Below are 19,080 nucleotides of genomic sequence, written 5' to 3'. Positions count from 1 at the left end.
GCGCGAAGAAAGGCGTCACACCGTCACCATGGGCCGCGTGAGCACCACCAGCGAGCGGCCCCGCAGGGCGTAGCGCTGGCCGGCACGCAGCAGACCGTCGCCCAGGCCCTCGGGCTCGAAGGTGTCGATGAGCACGCGCCAGTCCTCCCCGGGGATGTCCGGGATGGTGAAGGGCACTTCCTCGGCGTCGGCGTTGAAGGCGATGAGGAAGTCGTCGTCGTAGATCGGCCGCCCGCGCCGGCCCACGTCGTTGATGGCCGCGCCGGCGAGGTACATGCCCAGGCAGCGCGCATGCTCGTGCTCCCACTCCTGGGGCGTCATCTCGCGCCCGTCGGGTTTGAGCCAGAGCACGTCCTTGAGCTGGCCGCCGAAGAGCGGGCGGCCGTCGAAGAAGTCGCGCCGGCGGAAGGTGGGGTGGCCGCGGCGCAGGCCGATGAGCAGCTGCGTGAAGCGCAGCTGCGCCTCCTGCGCGGGCGTGAGGTCCCAGTGCAGCCAGCTGGTCTCGTTGTCCTGGCAGTAGGCGTTGTTGTTGCCCCCCTGGGTGCGGCCGATCTCGTCGCCGGCCAGCAGCATGGGCACGCCCTGCGACAGGAACAGCGTGGCCAGGAAGTTGCGCTGCTGGCGCTCGCGCAGCGCCACGACGGCCGCGTCGTCCGTGGGCCCCTCGGCGCCGCAGTTCCAGGAGCGGTTGTTGTCGCTGCCGTCGCGGTTGTCCTCGCCGTTGGCCTCGTTGTGCTTGGCGTTGTAGGCCACGAGGTCGTGCAGCGTGAAGCCGTCGTGGGCAGTGATGAAGTTGATGCTGGCGTGCGGCTTCTTGCCCGAGCGGCCGTAGAGGTCGGAGGAGCCGGTGAGGCGGCGCGCGAACTCGCCGATGAGCCCGCCGTCGCCCTTCCAGTAGGCGCGCATGCCGTCGCGGTAGCGGTCGTTCCACTCGGCCCAGCCGGGCGGGAAGTTGCCCACCTGGTAGCCGCCGGCGCCCAGGTCCCAGGGCTCGGCGATCAGCTTCACCTTGTTGAGCACCGGGTCCTGGCGGATGACGTCGAAGAAGCCGCCCAGGTGCTGCACCACGCCGCCCTCGCGCGCCAGCGCGGAGGCCAGGTCGAAGCGGAAACCGTCCACGTGCATTTCGTCGACCCAGTAGCGCAGCGAGTCCATGACCAGCTGCAGCACGCGCGGGTGTTCGAGGTTGAGGGTGTTGCCGCAGCCGGTGTAGTCGGCGTAGTAGCGGCGCTCGGCGCCGAGCATGTAGTAGGCGGCGTTGTCGATGCCGCGCATGGACAGCGTGGGCCCCATCTGGTTGCCCTCGCAGGTGTGGTTGTAGACCACGTCCAGGATCACCTCGATGCCCGCCGCGTGCAGCGTGCGCACCATGGTCTTGAACTCCTTGACCTTTTCCGAGGCGCTGTAGCGCATCTCCGGCGCGAAGAAGCCCAGGGTGTTGTAGCCCCAGTAGTTCTGCAGTCCGCGCTGCGCCAGGTAGTGGTCGTTGACGTTGGTGTGCACGGGCAGCAGCTCCAGCGTGGTGACGCCCAGCCGCTTGAGGTAGGTGATGACGGGCGCGGTGGCCAGGGCGGCGTAGGTGCCGCGCAGCGCGTCGGGCACCTCGGGGTGGCGCATGGTGAAGCCGCGCACGTGCATCTCGTAGATGACCATGTCGGTCCAGGGAATGTCGGGGCGCCGGTCGCTGTCCCAGGTGAAGGCGGGCTCCAGCACGCGGCACTTGGGCATGAAGCTGGCGCTGTCGCGGCGGTCGAGGGAGAGGTCGCCCTTGCGGTGGCCCAGGGAGTAGCCCCAGAGCGAGTCGTTCCAGCGCAGGCGGCCGATGAAGTCCTTGGCGTAGGGGTCGAGCAGCAGCTTGTGGTGGTTGAAGCGGTGCCCTTCCTCGGGCTTGTGGGGGCCGCGCACGTAGTAGCCGTAGGCCAGCCCGGGACGGGCCTCGGGCAGGTAGCAGTGCCAGAGGTCGTCGGTGCGTTCCCGCAGCCGGATGCGCTGGCGCTCGCGCCGCCCGCTGGGGTCGAAGATCGCCAGGTGCACTTCCTGGGCGTGCTCGGAGAACAGCACGAAGTTCACGCCCTCGCCGTCCCAGGTTGCGCCCAGGGGATACGGCCGCCCGGGCCAGACGGTGGTGATGGGGGTCTCTCGGCTCATGGCCGAGGCGCTTGAGCAAATGGGACGCCTGCGACGGCGGGCAATTTGCCCGGGTACGGCTGAGCAAGCTGCTCTGTCCCACGGCCTGGGGCGACGCGCACAGTGGCCGCATTGCCTCACACGGCCGACCGCGGCCCGCGTTCCATGCCTTTCGACCACCTGCATCGCGCCGCCGCGGCGCTTGTTCTGGCTTTGCTGGGCGCCGCCGCCCAGGCTGCCGGCCACTGCGGCGGCCCTTCGCCCGCCGACCCCGGCGCCAGCGACCCGCTCGCCCGCGAGGTCAGCACCCTGTCGCTGGAGTACTGGGTGGAGCAGCCCGCGGGCATGGTCACCTGCAGCTACGGCTACTTCGCCGCCAAGTGCGGCGACTTCGCGTCGGCGCACCGGATCTTCGACAAGTGCATCGCTAAGGGCTACGGCGGCGCCATGATCTGGAAGGGCCTGCTGCTGGAGGACGGCTCCGGCGTGCCGCGCGACCCGGCCGCCGCTGCCGCCCTCTACAAGCAGGCGGCCGAGAGCGCCGGCGACGAGGGCTACGCCGCCCTGGGCAGCCTGCACTACGCCACGGCGCTGTACGAGGGCAACGGCGTGGAGCGCAACGAGGCCGAGGCGCGCAAGTGGTTCGAGCGCTCCGCCGCGCTGGGCAGCGAGGACGCTAAGACCTTCCTGCGCACCGGCCACCACACCGGCTCGCGCAACCAGCGCGGCGAGGGCGTGGGCCCGGTGCCGGGCGCCGTCGCCGCCGCCCAGGCCACGGCGCAGCGCCTGGTGAAGCAGGCGGCCGAGGCGCTGCCCGGGCTGCCCGGCGAGGCCGCCGGGCTAGGGCTGGGCGTGCTGGCCCTGGCCGGCGCGGGCGCCTGGCACCAGCGCCGCCGGGGCCGGCGCAGCCAGGTGGAGGCCGGCGCCGTCCGCGTGCCCAACGCCTTGGCCGCGAAGGGGGCCTGAGCCATGCACACCACCGTGGACGGGGCGATGTACGGCCTGAGCCAGCTGTTCCTGCTGCCGGTGCTGCTGGGCATCGCGGCGCTCTTCGCCTATGCCTTCTTCGCGCTGGGCGCCTGCGTGCTGCAGGCGTTGCAGCGCCGCCGCGGCGTGCCCGCGGCCTTCGAGCTGCACCAGGCCCGCGCGTTGCGGCCCGAGCTCGACGCCGCGGCGCTGGAGCTGCTGGCGCTGCGGCGGCTGGAGCTGGTGCGCGTGAGCACCCGCGTGGCGCCGATGCTGGGCCTGGTGGCGACCATGATCCCCATGGGCCCGGCGCTGCAGGCCCTGGCCGGCGGCCAGCTCGACGCCGTGGCGCGGGGCCTGACCATGGCTTTCTCGGCCGTGATCCTGGCGCTCATCGCCGCGGCCATCACCTACACCATCGCCCAGGTGCGCCGGCGCTGGTACGCCGGCGAGCTGCAGGCGCTGGCTGCCCCGGAGGCGCGGCCGTGATCCGCGAGCGCCTGCTGGCCGAGGAGGACGAGGACCCGGTGCTGTCGCTGGTCAACCTCATCGACGTGTTCCTGGTGCTGATCGCCGCGCTGCTGCTGGCCATGGCGAGCCATCCGCTGAACCCCTTCACCGCCGACAAGGTGACCGTGATCCGCAACGCCGGCCGGCCCGACATGCAGGTGGTGATCAAGGACGGCCAGCGCGTGGAGCGCTTCAAGGCGGCCGAGGGGACGGCGGGCGGCGGCAGCGGCGGCGTCAAGGCCGGCGTGGCGTACCGGCTGGAGGATGGGTCGATGGTGTACGTGCCGGAGTGAGGCCGGCGGTGCCGCCGTGGCGCTGGTGCAAGATGCCGCCCCCCATGCATCACGCCGCCCAGTCCGCCGCATCCGAAGCGCTGCCGCCCCCCATGCCCTCCCGTCCCCCGCTGCTCCTCCTCGGCCGTGCCCTGCGCTGGCGCCTGGGGGCCGTGGCGCTGGCGGTAGTGGCGGTGCTGGCCTGGGGCGACTGGCGGGAGTGGCGCCAGCGCAATGCCCAGGCGCTGCCCAGCACCGCGATGCTGGCGACCCAGCTGCTGGCCGACGACCTGGCGCGGCACGCCAGCGCCTTCGACCGCAGCGGCCGCAGCGTCACGCTGCAGCCGCTGGAGACACTGGCGCAGCTCGCGCCCTTCTGCGCCGAGGTGGTGGACATCTACGGCCGCGTGCTCGATGCCGGCTGCCTGCCAAGGGTCGATGACCCCGACGCGACGTCGGCACGGCTGGCGCGCGTGCTGGCCGGCGGCCCGCCCGGCGCGTGGCAAACGACGCTCACGCTGACGCTGTCGGAGGGCGTGAAGGTCGCCACGGTGGAGGTGCAGCCGCACTGGGCGCTGGAAGGGCGCCGGCTCTGGCAGCGCTGGGCGCTGCTGGCCGCGGCGGCGGCGGGGCTGATGTCCATGCTGTGGCTGGCCTCGCGCCTGGTGGCGCGCTCGCTGGCGCCGGCCAACCAGGTGTTGGGCGCGCTTGCGCGGCTGGCCGCCGATGACCTGCAGGTGCGCCTGCCGCCCATGCGGCTGCGCGAGCTGGAGCACATCGGCCAGGGCTTCAACGACCTGGCCGAGCATCTGACCGAGCTGCGCCGCCGGCAGCAGCAGCTCAGCCTGCACCTGCTGCAGGCGCGCGAGGCCGAGCGCCGCCGCCTGGCGCGCGAGCTGCACGACGAAATGGGGCAGAGCCTGACCGCGCTGCAGGCCGAGGCCGCGGCGATGAGCCTGATGACGCAGGCGCTGCCGCAGGCCGCCGCCAGCGCGCAGGCCATGGCGCGCACCACCGCGCAGCTGCTGGACGGCCTGCAGCGCGTGCTGGCCGACCTGCGCCCGCAGGCGCTGGACCGCTTCGGCCTGGCGGTGGCGCTGCAGTCGCTGGCGAGCCTGCCGCGCCGGCGCGCCGACGGCAGTGAGCTGCACGTGCGGCTGGAGCTGCCGCAGCCCTGGGTGCCGCTGCCGCCGGACCACGACATCCACGTCTACCGCATCGTGCAGGAGGCGCTGACCAACGCGCAGCGCCACAGCGGCGCGCAGCACGCCGTGGTGGCACTGCGGCGCGAGCCGGGCGCCTTGCACGTGAGCGTGGCCGACGACGGCCCCGGCGCCGCCTCGGCGCTGCCGCCGGCATCGGGCCACGGCCTGCTGGGCCTGCACGAGCGCGTGCTGGCGCTGGGCGGGCGGCTGGAGTGGGAGCGCTGCGCCGCCGGCGGCCTGGGCCTGCGGGCGTGGCTGCCGCTGCGGGAAGACCTGGAAGAGGGCGCCGCGGTTGCGGCGCCGCAAGAGGAGGAGATGCCGTGATCCGCGTGATGCTGGTGGACGACCATGCCGTGGTGCGCGAGGGCTACCGCCGCCTGCTGGAGCTGCAGGGCGACATGCAGGTGGTGGCCGAGGCCGGGGACGGCACGCAGGCGCTGCAGGCCTGGCGCGAGCAGCCGGTGGACGTGCTGGTGGTGGACCTGGCGCTGCCCGGGCTGGGCGGGCTGGAGCTGATCCAGCGCCTGCGCCAGCGCGACGCCGCCTGCCGCGTGCTGGCCTTCAGCATGCACCGCGACCCGGTGTGGGCCGCGCAGGCGCTGCGCGCGGGCGCCCTGGGCTACGTGACCAAGAGCAGCCCGCCGCAGGAGCTCGTCCAGGGCGTGCGCCAGGTGAGCCAGGGCCGGCGGCTGATCAGTGCCGACATCGCCGGCGAGGTAGCGGCGCTGCTGCTGCAGCCCCAGCCGCCGGCCGCGCACGGGCTGTCGCCGCGCGAGTTCGAGGTCATGCGCGCGCTGGTGACGGGCCGCAGCCCGCAGGAGATCGCGCAAGCGCTGGCGCTGAGCGTCAAGACCGTCCACAACCTGCACTACCAGGTGAAGGCCAAGCTCGGCACCAGCAGCGACTTCGAGCTGGCGCGCCTGGCCTGGCAGAACGGGTGGACGGCGTAGGCGCGGGGCGCGCTCTCATTCCAATTTGCCATTGCCAGTGACGTGATTCCGTCATGCCCGCGAAGGCGCATTGCTGTCCGGGGAAGTCGGAAACCGATTTGCCTTGCCGGCTGCGACGCAGGCCGCCAGCCCAGGAAGTCGTCATCCCGGCTTTCGTCCAGTGCTGTCCGGGGAAACAGGAACAGGCGTATCCCGCGAGCTGCTGTGGTACGCACCCTGGCCCGTCATCCCGGCGCAGGCCGGGATCCACGCGCACCAAGGCAGTGGCGTGGCAGGCGCCGGCACGTGGAAATGCGGCTCTGGGAGACGCTGCGGCGTTCGTGGATCCCGGCCTGCGCCGGGATGACGAAGCAGGGTGCGATACGGCTTGGCTGACGGGATGCCACCAACTTCCCCGGACAGCACTGCGCCTTCGTGGGTGTGACGGGATTCTTGAGTCGCTGTCGAGAACTGCAATCAGGCGCTGACCGTCGCTTCCCGCAGCTCCCGCTCCATGCCGTCGATGCCGTCGGAGATGGCGCCCTTGACCAGCGCGGCGACGGCCTCGCTGTCCTCGGGCCGGGATTCGAAGTCGATGGTCCAGCTCAGAACCGCCTGGCCGTCGTAGGAGTCGAAGATCTCCACGGTCCCGCGGTAGTGGGTCACCGGGAACGGCGAAGTCGTGCGCAGGTAGACGAAGCGCTTGCGCTCGTCGTCGACGGCCTCGATGAGGTCCGTGATCTGCCCGCCCTCCAGCGTCATGTGGCGCTGGGCGCCGACGCCGCTGCCCTCGACGCGGCAGCTCCCGATGATCGGGAACCAGCGGTCCAGGCCTTCGATGCCGCGGATGGCGTGCCAGGCCTTGGCGGTGGAGGTGTCGAGCTTCTTGGTGATGGCTTGCTTGGTGAACATGGGCAGGTGCCTTTCTGGGTTTTATGGAGGGGCGGCGGTGCTGATGTCCCGAGGCCATACCGCCCCCCGATTGCCTTGGGACATTGAAATGAAGCGCTGGTGGCCGCGGCGGGCGCCGCCCGCCGCTCAGGCCAGCCGGAGATCCGGCGTGGCGCCCCACCGGCCCTGCTTGTCGACCCACAGCACGCCGACCTGCCAGTGCCGGGCCAGCTGCGCGATGAGCGCCGGCCGGGCCATGAACATGACCTTGGTGAGTGCGTCGGCCCGCATGGCGCTGGGCGCGGCCACGCTGACGCTGCTCAGGGCGGTGGGGGAGTCGCCCGTGGACGGATCGAGGATGTGGTGATGGCGGTGGTCCGGCGTGAAGGCGCTGCGGTTGTCGGCCGAGGTGGCCAGGCTTCTGCCGTCCAGCGCCAGCGCGGCGATCAGCCGGCCCGTGTGGTGAGGGTCTTCCACGCCCAGGGTCCAGGCCCCGCCGCGCGGGCTGCGTCCCAGGCTGCCGAATTCGCCGGTATCGATGAGTGCGTGCTCGATGCCGTGCGAGCGCAGCGTGGCGCGCACGGCATCGGCCGCGTAGCCCTGCGCGATGCCGTTCAACGTGACAGCCATGCCGGGGCGGGCGAGCTCGATGGCCCGCTCGCTGACCTTCAGGCCCCGCCAGCCCACCAGGCCCAGGGCCTGCGTGCGTTCGGCAGCGGTGGGCAGGCGGCCGGCCTGGCGGGCGGCGTCGGACAGCTGCCACAGCGGCTGCACCGTGACGTCGAAGGCACCCCGGCTGCGCTCGGCCACCCACTGGGCTTCGCGCAGCACGGCCAGCAGGTGGCCGCTCGGCCTGGACAACCGCCCGGTGCGGTTGAGCCGCTGCAGCTCGCTATCAGCATTGAACAGGCTCATGGCGTCCTCGACCTTGCGCAGCACCGCCTGGGCCGCCGACAGCGCCTTCTCCGCCCGGGCCGGGTCGGCGTGCGCCACCTGCAGGTGCAGCTGGGTGCCCAGGCCCTGCAGGTGGCGGCTGTGCCATGGCCGCTGCAGTGGCGATGGCGCGGAGCGGGCGGTGGTCAGGGGCAGGCAGCCCAGCGGTGCTAACAGGAGCGTTCGTCGTTGCATGGTGTGTGCTCGGCCAGGGGTTCAGCAGGTCGGGGTCGGTTGCTCAGAGGCGTTGGCGTGCGGCGAGGGCCCGGCCGCCCGCGTCGCCGCGGCCTGTCCGGCCAGGTGCCTGCCGGTGCGGTGGTGGACGATGACGGGCACGCAGCGCTGCGCGTCGTGGTAGATGCCCACGCAGTCCAGGCACTGGAAGCAGTCGTCCCAGCGCACCGCGCCGGAGGGCTCGATGGCGTCGTAGCGGCAGGCCGTCTTGCAGCGCTGGCAGGGCTTGCCGCACTCGGCGCGGCGCGGCAGCCAGTTCAGCCGCCTGAGCTTGCCGCCCAGGGACATGGCCCCACCCAGCGGGCACAGCACGCGGCAGAAGAACTTGTAGTAGGCCGCCGCCAGCAGCAGCAGTGCCACGGCATAGGCGACAAAGGGCCAGGGCCGGTCGAATCCGAGCGTGATGGTGGTCTTGAAGGGCTCGACCTCGTTGAGCGTCTCGCCCAGCGTCGGGAACAGGAAGGCCGCCACGACCAATGTGGCCAGGACGGCGTAGCGGCTCCACCCCAGGCGGCGAGCCAGCCGCGGCGGCAGGTCCAGTTGCGGGATGCGCAGCCGCTGCGCCAGCAGGCCCACGAATTCCTGCAAGGCGCCGAACGGGCACAGCCAGCCGCAGAAGGCGCCCCGTCCCCACAGGAAGAACGTGATGCCGGTGAAGGCCATCAGCACCAGGCTGATCGGGTCGTACAGGAAGTTCGACAGCCCATGGCCGCCCATCAGGGCCTTGATCAGCCCCGTGATCTGCACGACCGACAACTGCCCTTGCGCATGCCACCCGACATAGATCAGGGTGAAGGCCAGGAAGCCCCTGCGGAACAGCGCCAGCCGCCGTGCCGAAACGGACCACCAGCGGGGTCGGGCCAGCACCAGGCTCAGCAGGCTAAATGCCGCCAGCAGCACGCCTATATCGACCGCGCGCGCCTGCCAGGCGAGCAACCATTCGGGCCAGGGTTTGGGCGGGTAGCTGAAATACCGCGCCGGCGGTGAATGGGCGAGCGTCGCGCTCTGGTGGGTGATGGCGGACAGGACCGTGCCTCTGGACCGGCTGAACGTGAGCCGGAATTCGGCAGGCCGCGCCGGGTCCAGATGGGCATCGGCGTTCACGCCGAACAGCCGCGAGGAATTCAGATCTTTCAGGCCGCCGGCCTGGCGGGGTTCCAGTCCCTGGTCGCGAAACTCCAGGAACATCCCGTCCTGCGCCATGGCCAGGCGGGACGATTGGGCCCCGGGCAGGAAGTCTTCATCGGCCAGGACAAAGCGCCCGCGGGTTCCGACCCACCAGAGATGCTGGTGATCGAAATTGCGCGCCATGACCTGCTCATATTGTTCCCGGCCCAGCACGGCGTGCCCGATGGTGGGGACGTTGAGGTACGCCACGTAGAGCTCGACGAAGGTTTCTTCGGGATGCGAAATTCCGTAGGTATCCGATCCCTCGCCCTCGGTGCCGGCAAACAGCTTTTCCGCTTCGGCATGGGTCAGGCGCAAATGGCCGATGGAGCCGTTTCGCACCAGCGCGTCGAAGCTGGCTGCTTCAAATGCATCGCTCCTGACCTGGGCGGGCGGGCCCGCCTGCTGGTGGTTGGCAAAGCCCAGGCGCGCCCGCGCGACCTCCAGCGCGGCGGTGAGCACGGTCTGGTTGATGATGCGGATGGAGGTGGTGGCCTTGGCGACACCGTCGAGGGTCGTCTGGCCGGCGTGGCTGCGGGCGGGGCCGCCGTTCTTGTTGCGCGCGGCGTCCTGGGCGATCAGGTATTGGTCCGAAATGCTGTGGCCGGGATATTGCGCAATGAATTCCTTCAGCGGACGATCCTTCTGACCGCCAAGATCGCGGAAGGTGAAAACAGGCTCGCGCTGCTGCAGGAGCTCCACGTCCACGAAGTTTCCCTTGCGGTCGATGGCAATGAGAAAATTCATGGGGTTGCCCTCGAAACCCGGCAATGGCGCGATGTCGATGGATTCGAAAACGTAGAGTGCCGGTCCGAGGTTTTGTTCGAGCGGGCTGGTGACAGGCCAGACAGGGACGTTCGACAGCTTTTCCTCCACCCGGTAAGGATGGCTGAAGCGCCGCTCGATTTCCGATTTATCCAGGATGCCTGCCCAAGATAGCGGGCACCAGGATGCCAGGGCCATCAGCAGTGCCAGGGCGGCGATCTGCCAAGTTCCGCATTTGAATGCCGGACAGGTGTTTGTTGGATGGTGGCCCGTCATCGTGATTTTTGCCCCAAGGCAACGTACTCAAGGTTATCGTTGCCGTCGAGGCTCGATCATCTGTAGGGAGCCCGATTGCAACCGGTGGCTCAGGGTAATACGGGCAGGCTGGCCGAAATTCCAGGAATGCATGCGAAGGGAATTTGCCGGCACGATGCCGGGCAAATCGCCCGGGTTCCAGGCCAGCGTGCGCGGGCCATTCGCTTTCCTGCGAGCGCGCTGAAGCGCCCAGGTCCCGGCTGAGCCGGCGTGCGGGCCGCGGAAATCGGAAATGCGTGAAAAAGCAGGCAGTCTCCAGGCCTGCGTGAACGGCCGCCGCCGTCCCGCCCGCGCCGCGCGCGAAGAATCGGCGCGACATGAAAAGAAACTTCCGCCGCCTCCTGGCCGGCGCGCTGTGGGCAGCCGCCCTGGCCGGCCTGTCCCCGGCGAGCCCCGCTGCCGAGCCTGACGCCGCCGCCGCTTCCAGCACCACTGTCCCCAGCACCGCCGCGCCCGAAGCCTCGATGAACGAGCGCGTGCTGATGGTCCCCGTGGACCTGCAGCGCAGCGTGCGCCTGGTGGTGACGCTGCTGCAGCCCGACGGGCCGGGGCCCTTTCCGCTGGCGGTGGTGAACCACGGCGCCGCGGGCAAGACGCCGCGCGCGCAGGTGCCGCGCTACGTCCACACCTTCGCCGCCTATTACTTTCTCTCGCGCGGCTACGCCGTGGCGCTGCCCATGCTGCGCGGCTACGCCGGCTCGGAAGGCGAGATGAGGCCCTTCGGCTGCAACCAGGAGCGCGTCGGCCTGGACAACGCGCGCGACATCCAGGCCGTGCTGGACTTCCTGGCCACGCAGCCCGGCATCGACGCCAGCCGCACCGTCATGGCCGGCCAGAGCATCGGCGGCTGGAACACGCTGGCCTACGGCACGCTGGGCGATCCGCGGGTCAAGGGCCTGGTCAACTTCGCCGGCGGCATGAACATCTCCAATTGCCCGTCCTCCGCCGCCGCGCTGGCGCGCGGGGCCGAGCGCTTTGGCGCCTCCACCCGCGTGCCCTCGATCTGGTTCTACGGCGAGAACGACAGCTACTTCGGCCCGCCGGTGTGGCAGGCCATGCTCTCGCGCTACACCGCCATGGGCGCGAAGGCGCAGATGGAGGCCTTCGGGCCCTTCATGAAGGATGCGCACCACCTGCTGGTCTATCCCGAGGGCCTGCCGATCTGGGCGCCCAAGACGGACGCCTTCCTGCGCCAGCTCGGCCTGCCCGCGGCCATCGCGCATCCGCAGTACCTGCCGCAGGACTTCCCGCCCCCTTCGGGCCACGCCGCCCTCGACGACGTGGAGGCCGTGCCCTACCTGAGCGACAAGGGGCACGAGCACTATCGCCGCTTCCTGGAGCGGCCCATGCCCCGGGCCTACATCGTGTCGCCGACCTACGCGGCCGCCTTCTACGGCGGCTTCGACCCGGTGGGCCGCGGCCTGAAGGAGTGCCGGGCGCGCTCGCGCCACTGCCAGGTCTACGCGGTGGACGACCACGTGTCCTGGGTGCGTCCCACGCCCGCGCCGCCGGCGCTGCGGCCCGCGGTGCCGGAAGAGGCGCCCGCCATTCCCTTCGTCAACGAGTCCGGCCGCCAGGGCTGGCTGAAGTACCTGGAGCTGCGCCGCCCCAAGGCCTTCGTCATCGCGCCGGACGGCGCCTGGAACGCCGCCGCGCTGGGCCCCGATCCGCTGGCCCATGCCCTGGAGCAGTGCAACAAGGCGCACCAGGGCTGCAGGCTGTACGCGGTGGACCAGGGGGTGGTGTGGGCGGCGGAGCCCTGAGCCGGGCCCGGCGCGGCGGGCGTTGGCACCTCAGCGCCGCCCCTGCCGGTTCTTGTCCCAGATCGCCACCAGGATCAGCCCGTAGGCCAGCAGCCGCACCAGGTACGTGATGGGCTCGCTCTCGTCGTTGGCCGGGCGCAGGGCCATGTGCACGCGGTTGAGCGCCTCCACCAGGAACGACGCGCCCAGCAGCAGGAAGAAGCGGTCGCCGCTGCTGCGCCAGTAGCGCCAGAACAGCAGCGCGGCGATGAAGGACGCGCAGGCGATCGCGCCCAGCAGCATCGGCGCCAGCGGCTCGGTGTTCATGGGTGCACCCTCGCGCTGCGCGCGGTCCCGCCAAGCGGGACGGATCGCCCCCTTCGGAACGGCCGTGCGGGGGCGCTCACGTGTCGTGCTCCAGCAGCATGCCCACCACCAGCAGCAGCACCGAGCCCAGCGCCACCAGCAGCCGCGCCAGGCTCAGGTCCAGGTCGCGGAACACCAGCCGGTCCAGCACCAGCAGCAGGTTGTTGGCCGTCAGGCCCACGAAGCACAGCCCGCTCCACAGCAGCAGCCTGAAGCGCGTGCGCGCATAGGCGCGCAGCAGCAACCCCGCGCACAGCAGCGCGGTGAGCGCGCACAGCGAATAGATGGCTTGGGCCATTCAGTTTCCCTTTCGCAGGCAGAAAGCGTCGGCGAAGCGCGTGGCGTTCTTCTGCACGCGGTCGTGGATCAGCTTGGTCACGCCGATCAGGTCCACGCGGTAGGCCTCGGCCAGGCGGTCCACCATCGCCGCCAGCGCCGCGTCGCGGGGCCGGTAATGCAGCCGCTGCGCCTCGGCGGCCTCGGGCTCCACCAGGCCCACCTCGCGCAGCGCCTGCGCCACGCCTTCCGCCGTGGCCTCCGGCACGTACAGCGCACGCGCCACCTCGGCCACCGGCCACGCGTAGTCGGGCCGGCCGCGCAGCAGCAGCAGCGCCTCCAGGAAGGGCACCGACGGAACGCTGGTGAGGATGAAGCGCCGCAGGTCGTCCGGCAGCGCGTCGTCTGGGCTCAAGCCAGCGCCTCCGCCAGGCCCGCCGCGCGCCCGCCGACGCGCCGGCGGGCGGCCGCCACCCCGGCGCTCACGTCGCGCCCTGGGCGCCGCGGCCACCGGCGCCGGCACTCCCCTCGATGCCCGCGCCCTGCTGCGCGCGCCACTGCGCGATCAGCGCCGCCAGCGCCGCGATGTCCGCCGGCTTCACCAGGTGGTGGTCGAAGCCCGCCTGCCGCGCCTGCGCCTGGTCCGACTTCTGGCCGTAGCCGGTGAGCGCGATCACCAGCGCGTGCTGCGTGGCGGGCAGGGCGCGCAGGTGGCGCACCACCTCGAAGCCGTCCATGCCCGGCAGCCCGATGTCCAGCAGCACCACCTCGGGCTGGAAGGCCTTGGCCCGCTCCACCGCCTCCGGCCCGCTGTGCGCGGTCTCCACGCTGTGGCCTTCCATGCGCAGGAACATCGCCACCGTGTCGGCCGCGTCAACGTTGTCGTCCACCGCCAGCACCCGGCAGCCGCGGGTCTCCGCGGCCTGCACGGGATCCGCGGACGGCGCCGGCGCGGGCGCCTCCACTTCCGCCAGGCAGGGCAGCCGCACGATGAACTCCGAGCCCTGGCCCGGCCCGGCGCTGCGGGCCTCCACGTCGCCGTGGTGCAGCTGCACCAGGCGCTGCACCAGCGTCAGGCCCACGCCCAGCCCGCCCTGGCTGCGGTCCAGCGAGCGCTGGCCCTGCTCGAACAGCTCGAACACGGTGGACAGCAGTGCGGCCTCGATGCCAATGCCGTTGTCGCGCACGCTCACCACCGCCTGGCCCTGCGCCACCTGCAGCGACAGCTCGATGCGCCCGCCCTCGTGCGTGTACTTCGCGGCGTTGTTGAGCAGGTTCGACACCACCTGCGACAGCCGCGCGAAGTCGCCGCGCAGCCACACCGGCGCCGCGGGCAGCTGCACCGTCAGATGGTGGCGGCGCCCGTCCAGCAGCGGACGCGCCGTCTCGGTGCCATGCGCCACCACCGTCAGCAGGTCGATGGGCTTCATCTGCAGGCTGATCTTGCCCTGGCTGATGCGGGCCACGTCCAGCAGCTCCTCCACCAGCTCCGTCATGTGCCGCACCTGGCGGTCCATCACGTCCGTGGCCCAGGACAGCCGCGGCTGCCCCGCCGGCGCGATGCGGCGGATCACCTCCACCGCGTTGCGGATCGGCGCCAGCGGGTTGCGCAGCTCGTGCGAAAGCATGGCCAGGAACTCGTCCTTGCGCCGGTTCAGCGCCGTGAGCTGCTCCTGCGCATGGCGCCGCTCCTCGATCTCGGCTTGCAGCGTGCGGTACAGCCGCGCGTTCTCCAGGGCCAGCGCCGCGCGCTCGCACAGCGACTGCAGCAGCTCCTGGTCCGGCTGCGCCGCCACGAACAGCGCGCCCAGCACGCGCGTGCCGTGCGGCAGCGGCATGACCACGCCGTGCGGCAGCCGGTGCGCGGGCGTGGCGCCGGCGTGGCCCTCGGCTTCGTCCAGCGCCTCGCACGGGTCTTCCGCGAGCGCCTGGGGCTGCCGCTCGGACAGCGTACGGATGAAGGCCTCGCGCACGGGCGGCGCCATCTCGTGCAGCGCGTGCTCGGCAAAGGCCACGGGCCGGCCCGCGCTGTCGCCGCGCGCCACCAGCAGCCGCTGCGGCGTGGCCTCGGTGGTGGCAGTGCACACCTGCAGCGCGGCGCAGGGGCTCAGTGCCGGCACCACCAGCTCCAGCAGCCCGCGCATGGCGACCTCGGCGTCCAGCGAGGCGCTGAGCACGCCGCTGACCTGCGACAGGAAGTTGGAGCGCCACGTGGCGCGCTCCGCGGCGCGGCGCGCGGCCTCGGCCTCCACCAGCGCCACGCGCTGCTCGGCCTGGCGGCGCACGCGGCGCTGCATCACGTGCAGGTCCACGAACACCTGCACCTTGGAGCGCAGCACCTGCGGCACCACCGGCGACATGATGTAGTCCACCGCGCCCAGCTCGTAGCCGCGGTGCGTCTGCATCTCGTCGGCGTAGGCGGTGATGAAGATGATGGGCGTGTGCGCCGCGCGCTTGTACTGGCGGATCAGCCGCGCCGTCTCCAGCCCGTCCATGTCGGGCATGTTCACGTCCAGCAGGATCACCGCGAGCTCGCGCCGCAGCACCTCGCGCAGCGCCTCGGCGCCGGAGTACGCGGAGACCAGCTCCTGCCCCAGGTCCTCCAGCAGCGCGCGGAACACCAGGTGCTTCTCCGGCAGGTCGTCGACGATGAGGATGCTGCTGGTGACGGCCTCGTCCTCGTCCGGCAGCGTGGTGATGGTCGGCGTGGTGGAGCGGGCCGGGGGCGGTGCGGGCGGCATCGGTGCCCCCGGCGGCTTGGGCGTCAGCGGCATAGCCACCCCTTGAGCACACCCAGCAGGTGCGCCGGGTCCACGGGCTTGGACAGGTAGTCCCAGGCGCCGGCCTCGATGCACTTCTGCCGGTCGCCCTTCATGGCCTTGGCCGTCACGGCCACCATGGGCAGCTCGCGCCCGCGCGGGAGCTGGCGGATGTGCTGCATGGTGGTCAGCCCATCCATCTCCGGCATCATGATGTCCATCAGCACGATCTCGATGGAGGGGTCGCTCTCCACCATGCGGATGGCCTCGCGCCCGTTGTCGGCCGAGACGATTTCCATGCCGTGGTCGTCCAGCACCGTGGCCAGCGCGAAGATGTTGCGCATGTCATCGTCCACGATCAGCGCCTTGCGCCCGCGCAGCGAGCAGCGCCCGCCGGTGACGGCCTCCGCCGCGCGCGCCTCGGCCTCCGGCATCTCGGCCGCGGCGCGGTGCAGCGCCAGCGAGGCGTAGCCCAGCAGCTCCTGCGGCGTGGCTGCGCGGCGCAGGCTGAAGCCGCCGTGCTGGCGCTCCCACACGCCGGCGTCGGTGCCGTCCGGGCTCCACAGCAGCACCGGCAGCTGCAGCCCCAGCGGGTGCGACTCCATGGCCTCGCGCACGTCCTCGGGCCCAAAGCCTTGCATCGCCGCGTCGATCACCAGCGCATCGGCCTCGCGCAGCTGCGCCCGCACGGCAGCCGCGTCCTCGGCGAAGGCCAGCTCCACGCCTTCGTCCTGCTGCAGCGTCTCGGCCAGCGTGCGCCGCGCCTCGCCGTCGGGCAGCGCCACCAGCAGCCGCCGCACCGGCTGCTGCGCGTACCGGTGCAGCTTGCCGAAGGCGTCGTCGAGCTCGTCGCGGGAGTGCAGCGGCTTGCCGATGAAGCTCAGCGCGCCGGCCTGCAGCGCCTGCTCGCGCGCGTCGTCGGTGGAGATCACGCACACCGGCAGGTGACGCGTGCGCGCGTCGGCCTGCAGCCGCTCCAGGATGCGCCAGCCCGGCATGTCGGGCAGGTGGATGTCCAGCGTCAGCAGCGAGGGCCGGTACTCGCAGGCCAGGCCCAGCGCGCTGGCGCCCGTGGTGCATACCAGGCCCTTGAAGCCGGCCTGGCGCGCCGAGTCGAGCATCACGCGCGCGAAGCCCAGGTCGTTCTCCACGATCAGCAGCACGTTGTCACCGGCCATGAGGTGGTGGCGGTCGTCGTCGGCCACGTTCTCGAAGGTGTCGGGATCGGGCTCCGGCACCGGTGCCGGCAGCAGGCGGGAGCCGTCCGCCGGCGCGACCGCGGCGGGCAGCGTGCCCAGCAGCGCCCCGGCGCCCCAGGCCGCGGCCTGCTGTTGCTGCTGCGCCTGGCGCGGCGCCGGCACCTGTTGCTGCAGCGGTGCCTCCGGGGCGCGGTCACGGTGCATGGCGCGCTGGCTGCGCGGCAGGCTCAGCGTCTGCGGCAGCACCAGCGTGAAGGTCGAGCCCTCGCCCGGCGTGCTCACCAGCCGCAGCTCGCCGCCCAGCAGCTTGGAAAGCTCGCGGCTGATGGCCAGGCCCAGGCCGGTGCCGCCGTACTTGCGCGAGGTGGAGCCGTCGGCCTGCTGGAAGGCCTCGAAGATGATCTGCTGCTTCTCCGCCGGGATGCCGATGCCCGTGTCCGACACCGCGAAGCTGATCACCGGCCCGGCGCGGCGCAGCTCCTCGCTCTCCGGCAGCCAGCCCTCGGGCGCTGTGCCGATGCGCAGGTGCACGTGGCCGCGGTGCGTGAACTTGAAGGCGTTGGACAGCAGGTTCTTGATGATCTGCTGCAGCCGCTTCACGTCCGTGAGCATGGACGGGGGCGCGCCGTCGGCGATCTCGATGCCGAAGCCCAGGTGCTTGGAGTCCGCGAAGTGGCGGAAGCTGCGCTCCACCGAGCGCTGCAGGTCCTCCAGCCGCAGCTCCGACAGGTCCACCGCCACTGTGCCCGACTCGATCTTGGACAGGTCCAGGATGTCGTTGATCAGCATCAGCAGGTCGTTGCCCGAGGAGTGGATGGTCTTGGCGTACTCGACCTGGCGCGTGGTGAGGTTGCCCTCGGCGTTCTTGCACAGCTGGTCCGACAGGATCAGCAGCGAGTTCAGCGGCGTGCGCAGCTCGTGCGACATGTTGGCCAGGAACTCCGACTTGTACTTGGAGGTCAGCGCCAGCTGCTCGGCCTTCTCCTCCAGCGCCTGGCGCGCCTGCTCCACCTCGCGGTTCTTGCGCTCCACCTCCTGGTTCTGGTGCGCCAGCAGCCGCGCCTTCTCCTGCAGCTCCTGGTTGGTCTGCTGCAGCTCGTGCGCCAGCGACTGCGACTGCTTGAGCAGGTCCTCGGTGCGGGTGTTGGCCTCGATGGTGTTGATCACAATGCCGATGGACTCGGTGAGCTGCTCCAGGAAGCCCTCGTGCACCGGGTTGAAGCGCTGCAGCGAGGCCATCTCGATCACGCCGCGCACGCGCTCCTCGAAGATGACGGGCAGCACCAGCACGTCCATCGCCGTGGTCTCCGACAGCCCGGTGGCGATGCGGAAGGAGGCCGAGGGCACGTTGGTGAGCAGCACCTTCTTCTTGTCCAGCGCGCACTGGCCCACCATGCCCTGGCCCAGCTCGATCTGCTTGCCGTGCATGCCCTGGCCGCTGGAGGCGTAGCTGGCCAGCAGCTTCAGGCGCGGCGCCTCCGCGCCGCCGCTGAGCACGTAGAACTCGGCCTGCTGCGCGCCCACCACCGAGGCCAGCTCCGACAGGATCATCCGGCCCACCGTCTCCAGGTCGCGCTGGCCCTGGAGCATGCGCGAGAACTTCGCCAGGTTGGTCTTGAGCCAGTCCTGCTCGGTGTTCTTCTGCGTGGTGTCCTTGAGGTTGCGGATCATCTCGTTGATGGTGTCTTTGAGCGCCGCCACCTCGCCCTGCGCCTCCACCGTGATGGAGCGCGTGAGGTCGCCCTTGGTCACCGCCGTCGCCACCTCCGCGATGGCGCGCACCTGCGTCGTGAGGTTGGCCGCGAGCTGGTTCACGTTCTCCGTCAGGCCCTTCCAGGTGCCCGCCGCGCCCGGCACCTTGGCCTGGTTGCCCAGCTTGCCTTCCACGCCCACCTCGCGCGCCACGGTGGTCACCTGGTCGGCGAAGGTGGCCAGGGTGTCGGTCATGGAGTTGATGGTGTCGGCCAGCGCCGCAATTTCTCCCTTGGCCTCCACGGTCAGCTTGCGCTGCAGGTCGCCGTCGGCCACGGCCGTCACCACCTTGGCGATGCCGCGCACCTGCGAGGTCAGGTTGCCGGCCATGGAGTTGACGTTGTCGGTGAGGTCCTTCCACACGCCCGACACGCCCTTGACCTGCGCCTGGCCGCCCAGCCGCCCTTCGGTGCCGACTTCGCGCGCCACGCGCGTGACCTCGGCCGCGAAGGACGAGAGCTGGTCGACCATGGTGTTGATCACGTTCTTGATCTGCAGGATCTCGCCGCGCACGTCCACGGTGATCTTCTGCGTCAGGTCGCCGCCGGCGATGGCCGCCGACACCTTCGACACGTCGCGCAGTTGCACCGTGAGGTTGGCGGCCATGGAGTTCACGCTCTCGGTGAGGTCCTTCCAGGTGCCGGCCACGCCCTGCACGTCGGCCTGGCCGCC

The 19,080-nt window shown here is 71.3% G+C and carries 15 protein-coding genes; 6 read left to right on the top strand and 9 right to left on the bottom strand.

The annotated features are described in order from the left end of the window. Positions 1-15 precede the first annotated feature (15 nt). Positions 16-2,148 (bottom strand): glycogen debranching protein GlgX, encoded by a 2,133-nt coding sequence (gene glgX / locus H537_RS0132975; protein WP_029001294.1) that lies wholly within the window; start codon positions 2,146-2,148, stop codon positions 16-18. A gap of 144 nt (positions 2,149-2,292) precedes the next feature. Between glgX and H537_RS49950 the strand changes: the two genes are divergently transcribed. From H537_RS49950 to H537_RS0132950, 5 genes are all read left to right on the top strand, one after another. Then, positions 2,293-3,093, top strand: coding sequence for an SEL1-like repeat protein (locus H537_RS49950; RefSeq protein ID WP_051244011.1), 801 nt, complete (start codon positions 2,293-2,295; stop codon positions 3,091-3,093). Positions 3,094-3,096: 3 nt separating this feature from the next. Next, complete coding sequence (locus tag H537_RS0132965) at positions 3,097-3,582, top strand: MotA/TolQ/ExbB proton channel family protein (protein ID WP_029001293.1); 486 nt, start codon at positions 3,097-3,099, stop codon at positions 3,580-3,582. Then, positions 3,579-3,896: a DUF2149 domain-containing protein gene (locus H537_RS0132960; RefSeq protein ID WP_211235123.1), complete on the top strand. Its 318-nt coding sequence runs from the start codon at positions 3,579-3,581 to the stop codon at positions 3,894-3,896. Before H537_RS0132965 ends, H537_RS0132960 begins: the two co-directional genes overlap by 4 nt. Positions 3,897-3,988: 92 nt before the next feature. Further along, entirely contained in the window at positions 3,989-5,404 is a 1,416-nt protein-coding gene (locus tag H537_RS49945; RefSeq protein ID WP_169517137.1) for a sensor histidine kinase, read from the top strand. Beyond that, positions 5,401-6,030: a response regulator gene (locus H537_RS0132950; RefSeq protein ID WP_029001291.1), complete on the top strand. Its 630-nt coding sequence runs from the start codon at positions 5,401-5,403 to the stop codon at positions 6,028-6,030. The genes H537_RS49945 and H537_RS0132950 overlap by 4 nt, the downstream gene beginning before the upstream one ends. Before the next feature lie 456 nt (positions 6,031-6,486). Here the strand turns inward: H537_RS0132950 and H537_RS0132945 are convergent, their stop codons facing one another. From H537_RS0132945 to H537_RS46885, 3 genes are all read right to left on the bottom strand, one after another. Then, positions 6,487-6,921, bottom strand: a complete 435-nt coding sequence (locus H537_RS0132945) for an SRPBCC family protein (RefSeq protein ID WP_029001290.1) — start codon at positions 6,919-6,921, stop codon at positions 6,487-6,489. 126 nt (positions 6,922-7,047) lie between these two features. Further along, the gene (locus tag H537_RS0132940) at positions 7,048-8,028 is read right to left on the bottom strand and encodes an FAD:protein FMN transferase (protein WP_029001289.1); all 981 of its coding nucleotides are present in this window, start codon (positions 8,026-8,028) and stop codon (positions 7,048-7,050) included. Between the two features lie 21 nt (positions 8,029-8,049). Then, a complete protein-coding gene (locus tag H537_RS46885; protein WP_084151129.1) occupies positions 8,050-10,275 on the bottom strand; it encodes a 4Fe-4S binding protein in 2,226 nt (741 codons plus the stop codon). Between the two features lie 356 nt (positions 10,276-10,631). On the opposite strand from H537_RS46885, the gene H537_RS46880 reads away from it, so the two are divergent. After that, a complete protein-coding gene (locus tag H537_RS46880) occupies positions 10,632-12,077 on the top strand; it encodes a dienelactone hydrolase family protein (RefSeq protein WP_051244006.1) in 1,446 nt (481 codons plus the stop codon). 30 nt (positions 12,078-12,107) lie between these two features. Here the strand turns inward: H537_RS46880 and H537_RS0132925 are convergent, their stop codons facing one another. From H537_RS0132925 to H537_RS51740, 5 genes are all read right to left on the bottom strand, one after another. Next, complete coding sequence (locus H537_RS0132925) at positions 12,108-12,383, bottom strand: DUF5985 family protein (protein WP_029001288.1); 276 nt, start codon at positions 12,381-12,383, stop codon at positions 12,108-12,110. Between the two features lie 76 nt (positions 12,384-12,459). Continuing rightward, positions 12,460-12,720 (bottom strand): DUF5985 family protein, encoded by a 261-nt coding sequence (locus H537_RS0132920; protein ID WP_029001287.1) that lies wholly within the window; start codon positions 12,718-12,720, stop codon positions 12,460-12,462. Continuing rightward, positions 12,721-13,113: a hypothetical protein gene (locus H537_RS0132915; protein WP_029001286.1), complete on the bottom strand. Its 393-nt coding sequence runs from the start codon at positions 13,111-13,113 to the stop codon at positions 12,721-12,723. Positions 13,114-13,180: 67 nt separating this feature from the next. Beyond that, positions 13,181-15,472 (bottom strand): hybrid sensor histidine kinase/response regulator, encoded by a 2,292-nt coding sequence (locus H537_RS46875; RefSeq protein ID WP_051244003.1) that lies wholly within the window; start codon positions 15,470-15,472, stop codon positions 13,181-13,183. Continuing rightward, positions 15,463-19,080, bottom strand: a 3,618-nt coding sequence (locus H537_RS51740) for a response regulator (protein WP_043461109.1), incomplete at its 5' end; no start/stop codon positions are given. The genes H537_RS51740 and H537_RS46875, both read right to left, overlap by 10 nt.

The sequence above is a fragment of the Azohydromonas australica DSM 1124 genome (assembly GCF_000430725.1).
Taxonomy (GTDB): domain Bacteria; phylum Pseudomonadota; class Gammaproteobacteria; order Burkholderiales; family Burkholderiaceae_C; genus Azohydromonas; species Azohydromonas australica.
This window is presented reverse-complemented; position numbering and strand designations above follow the sequence as displayed.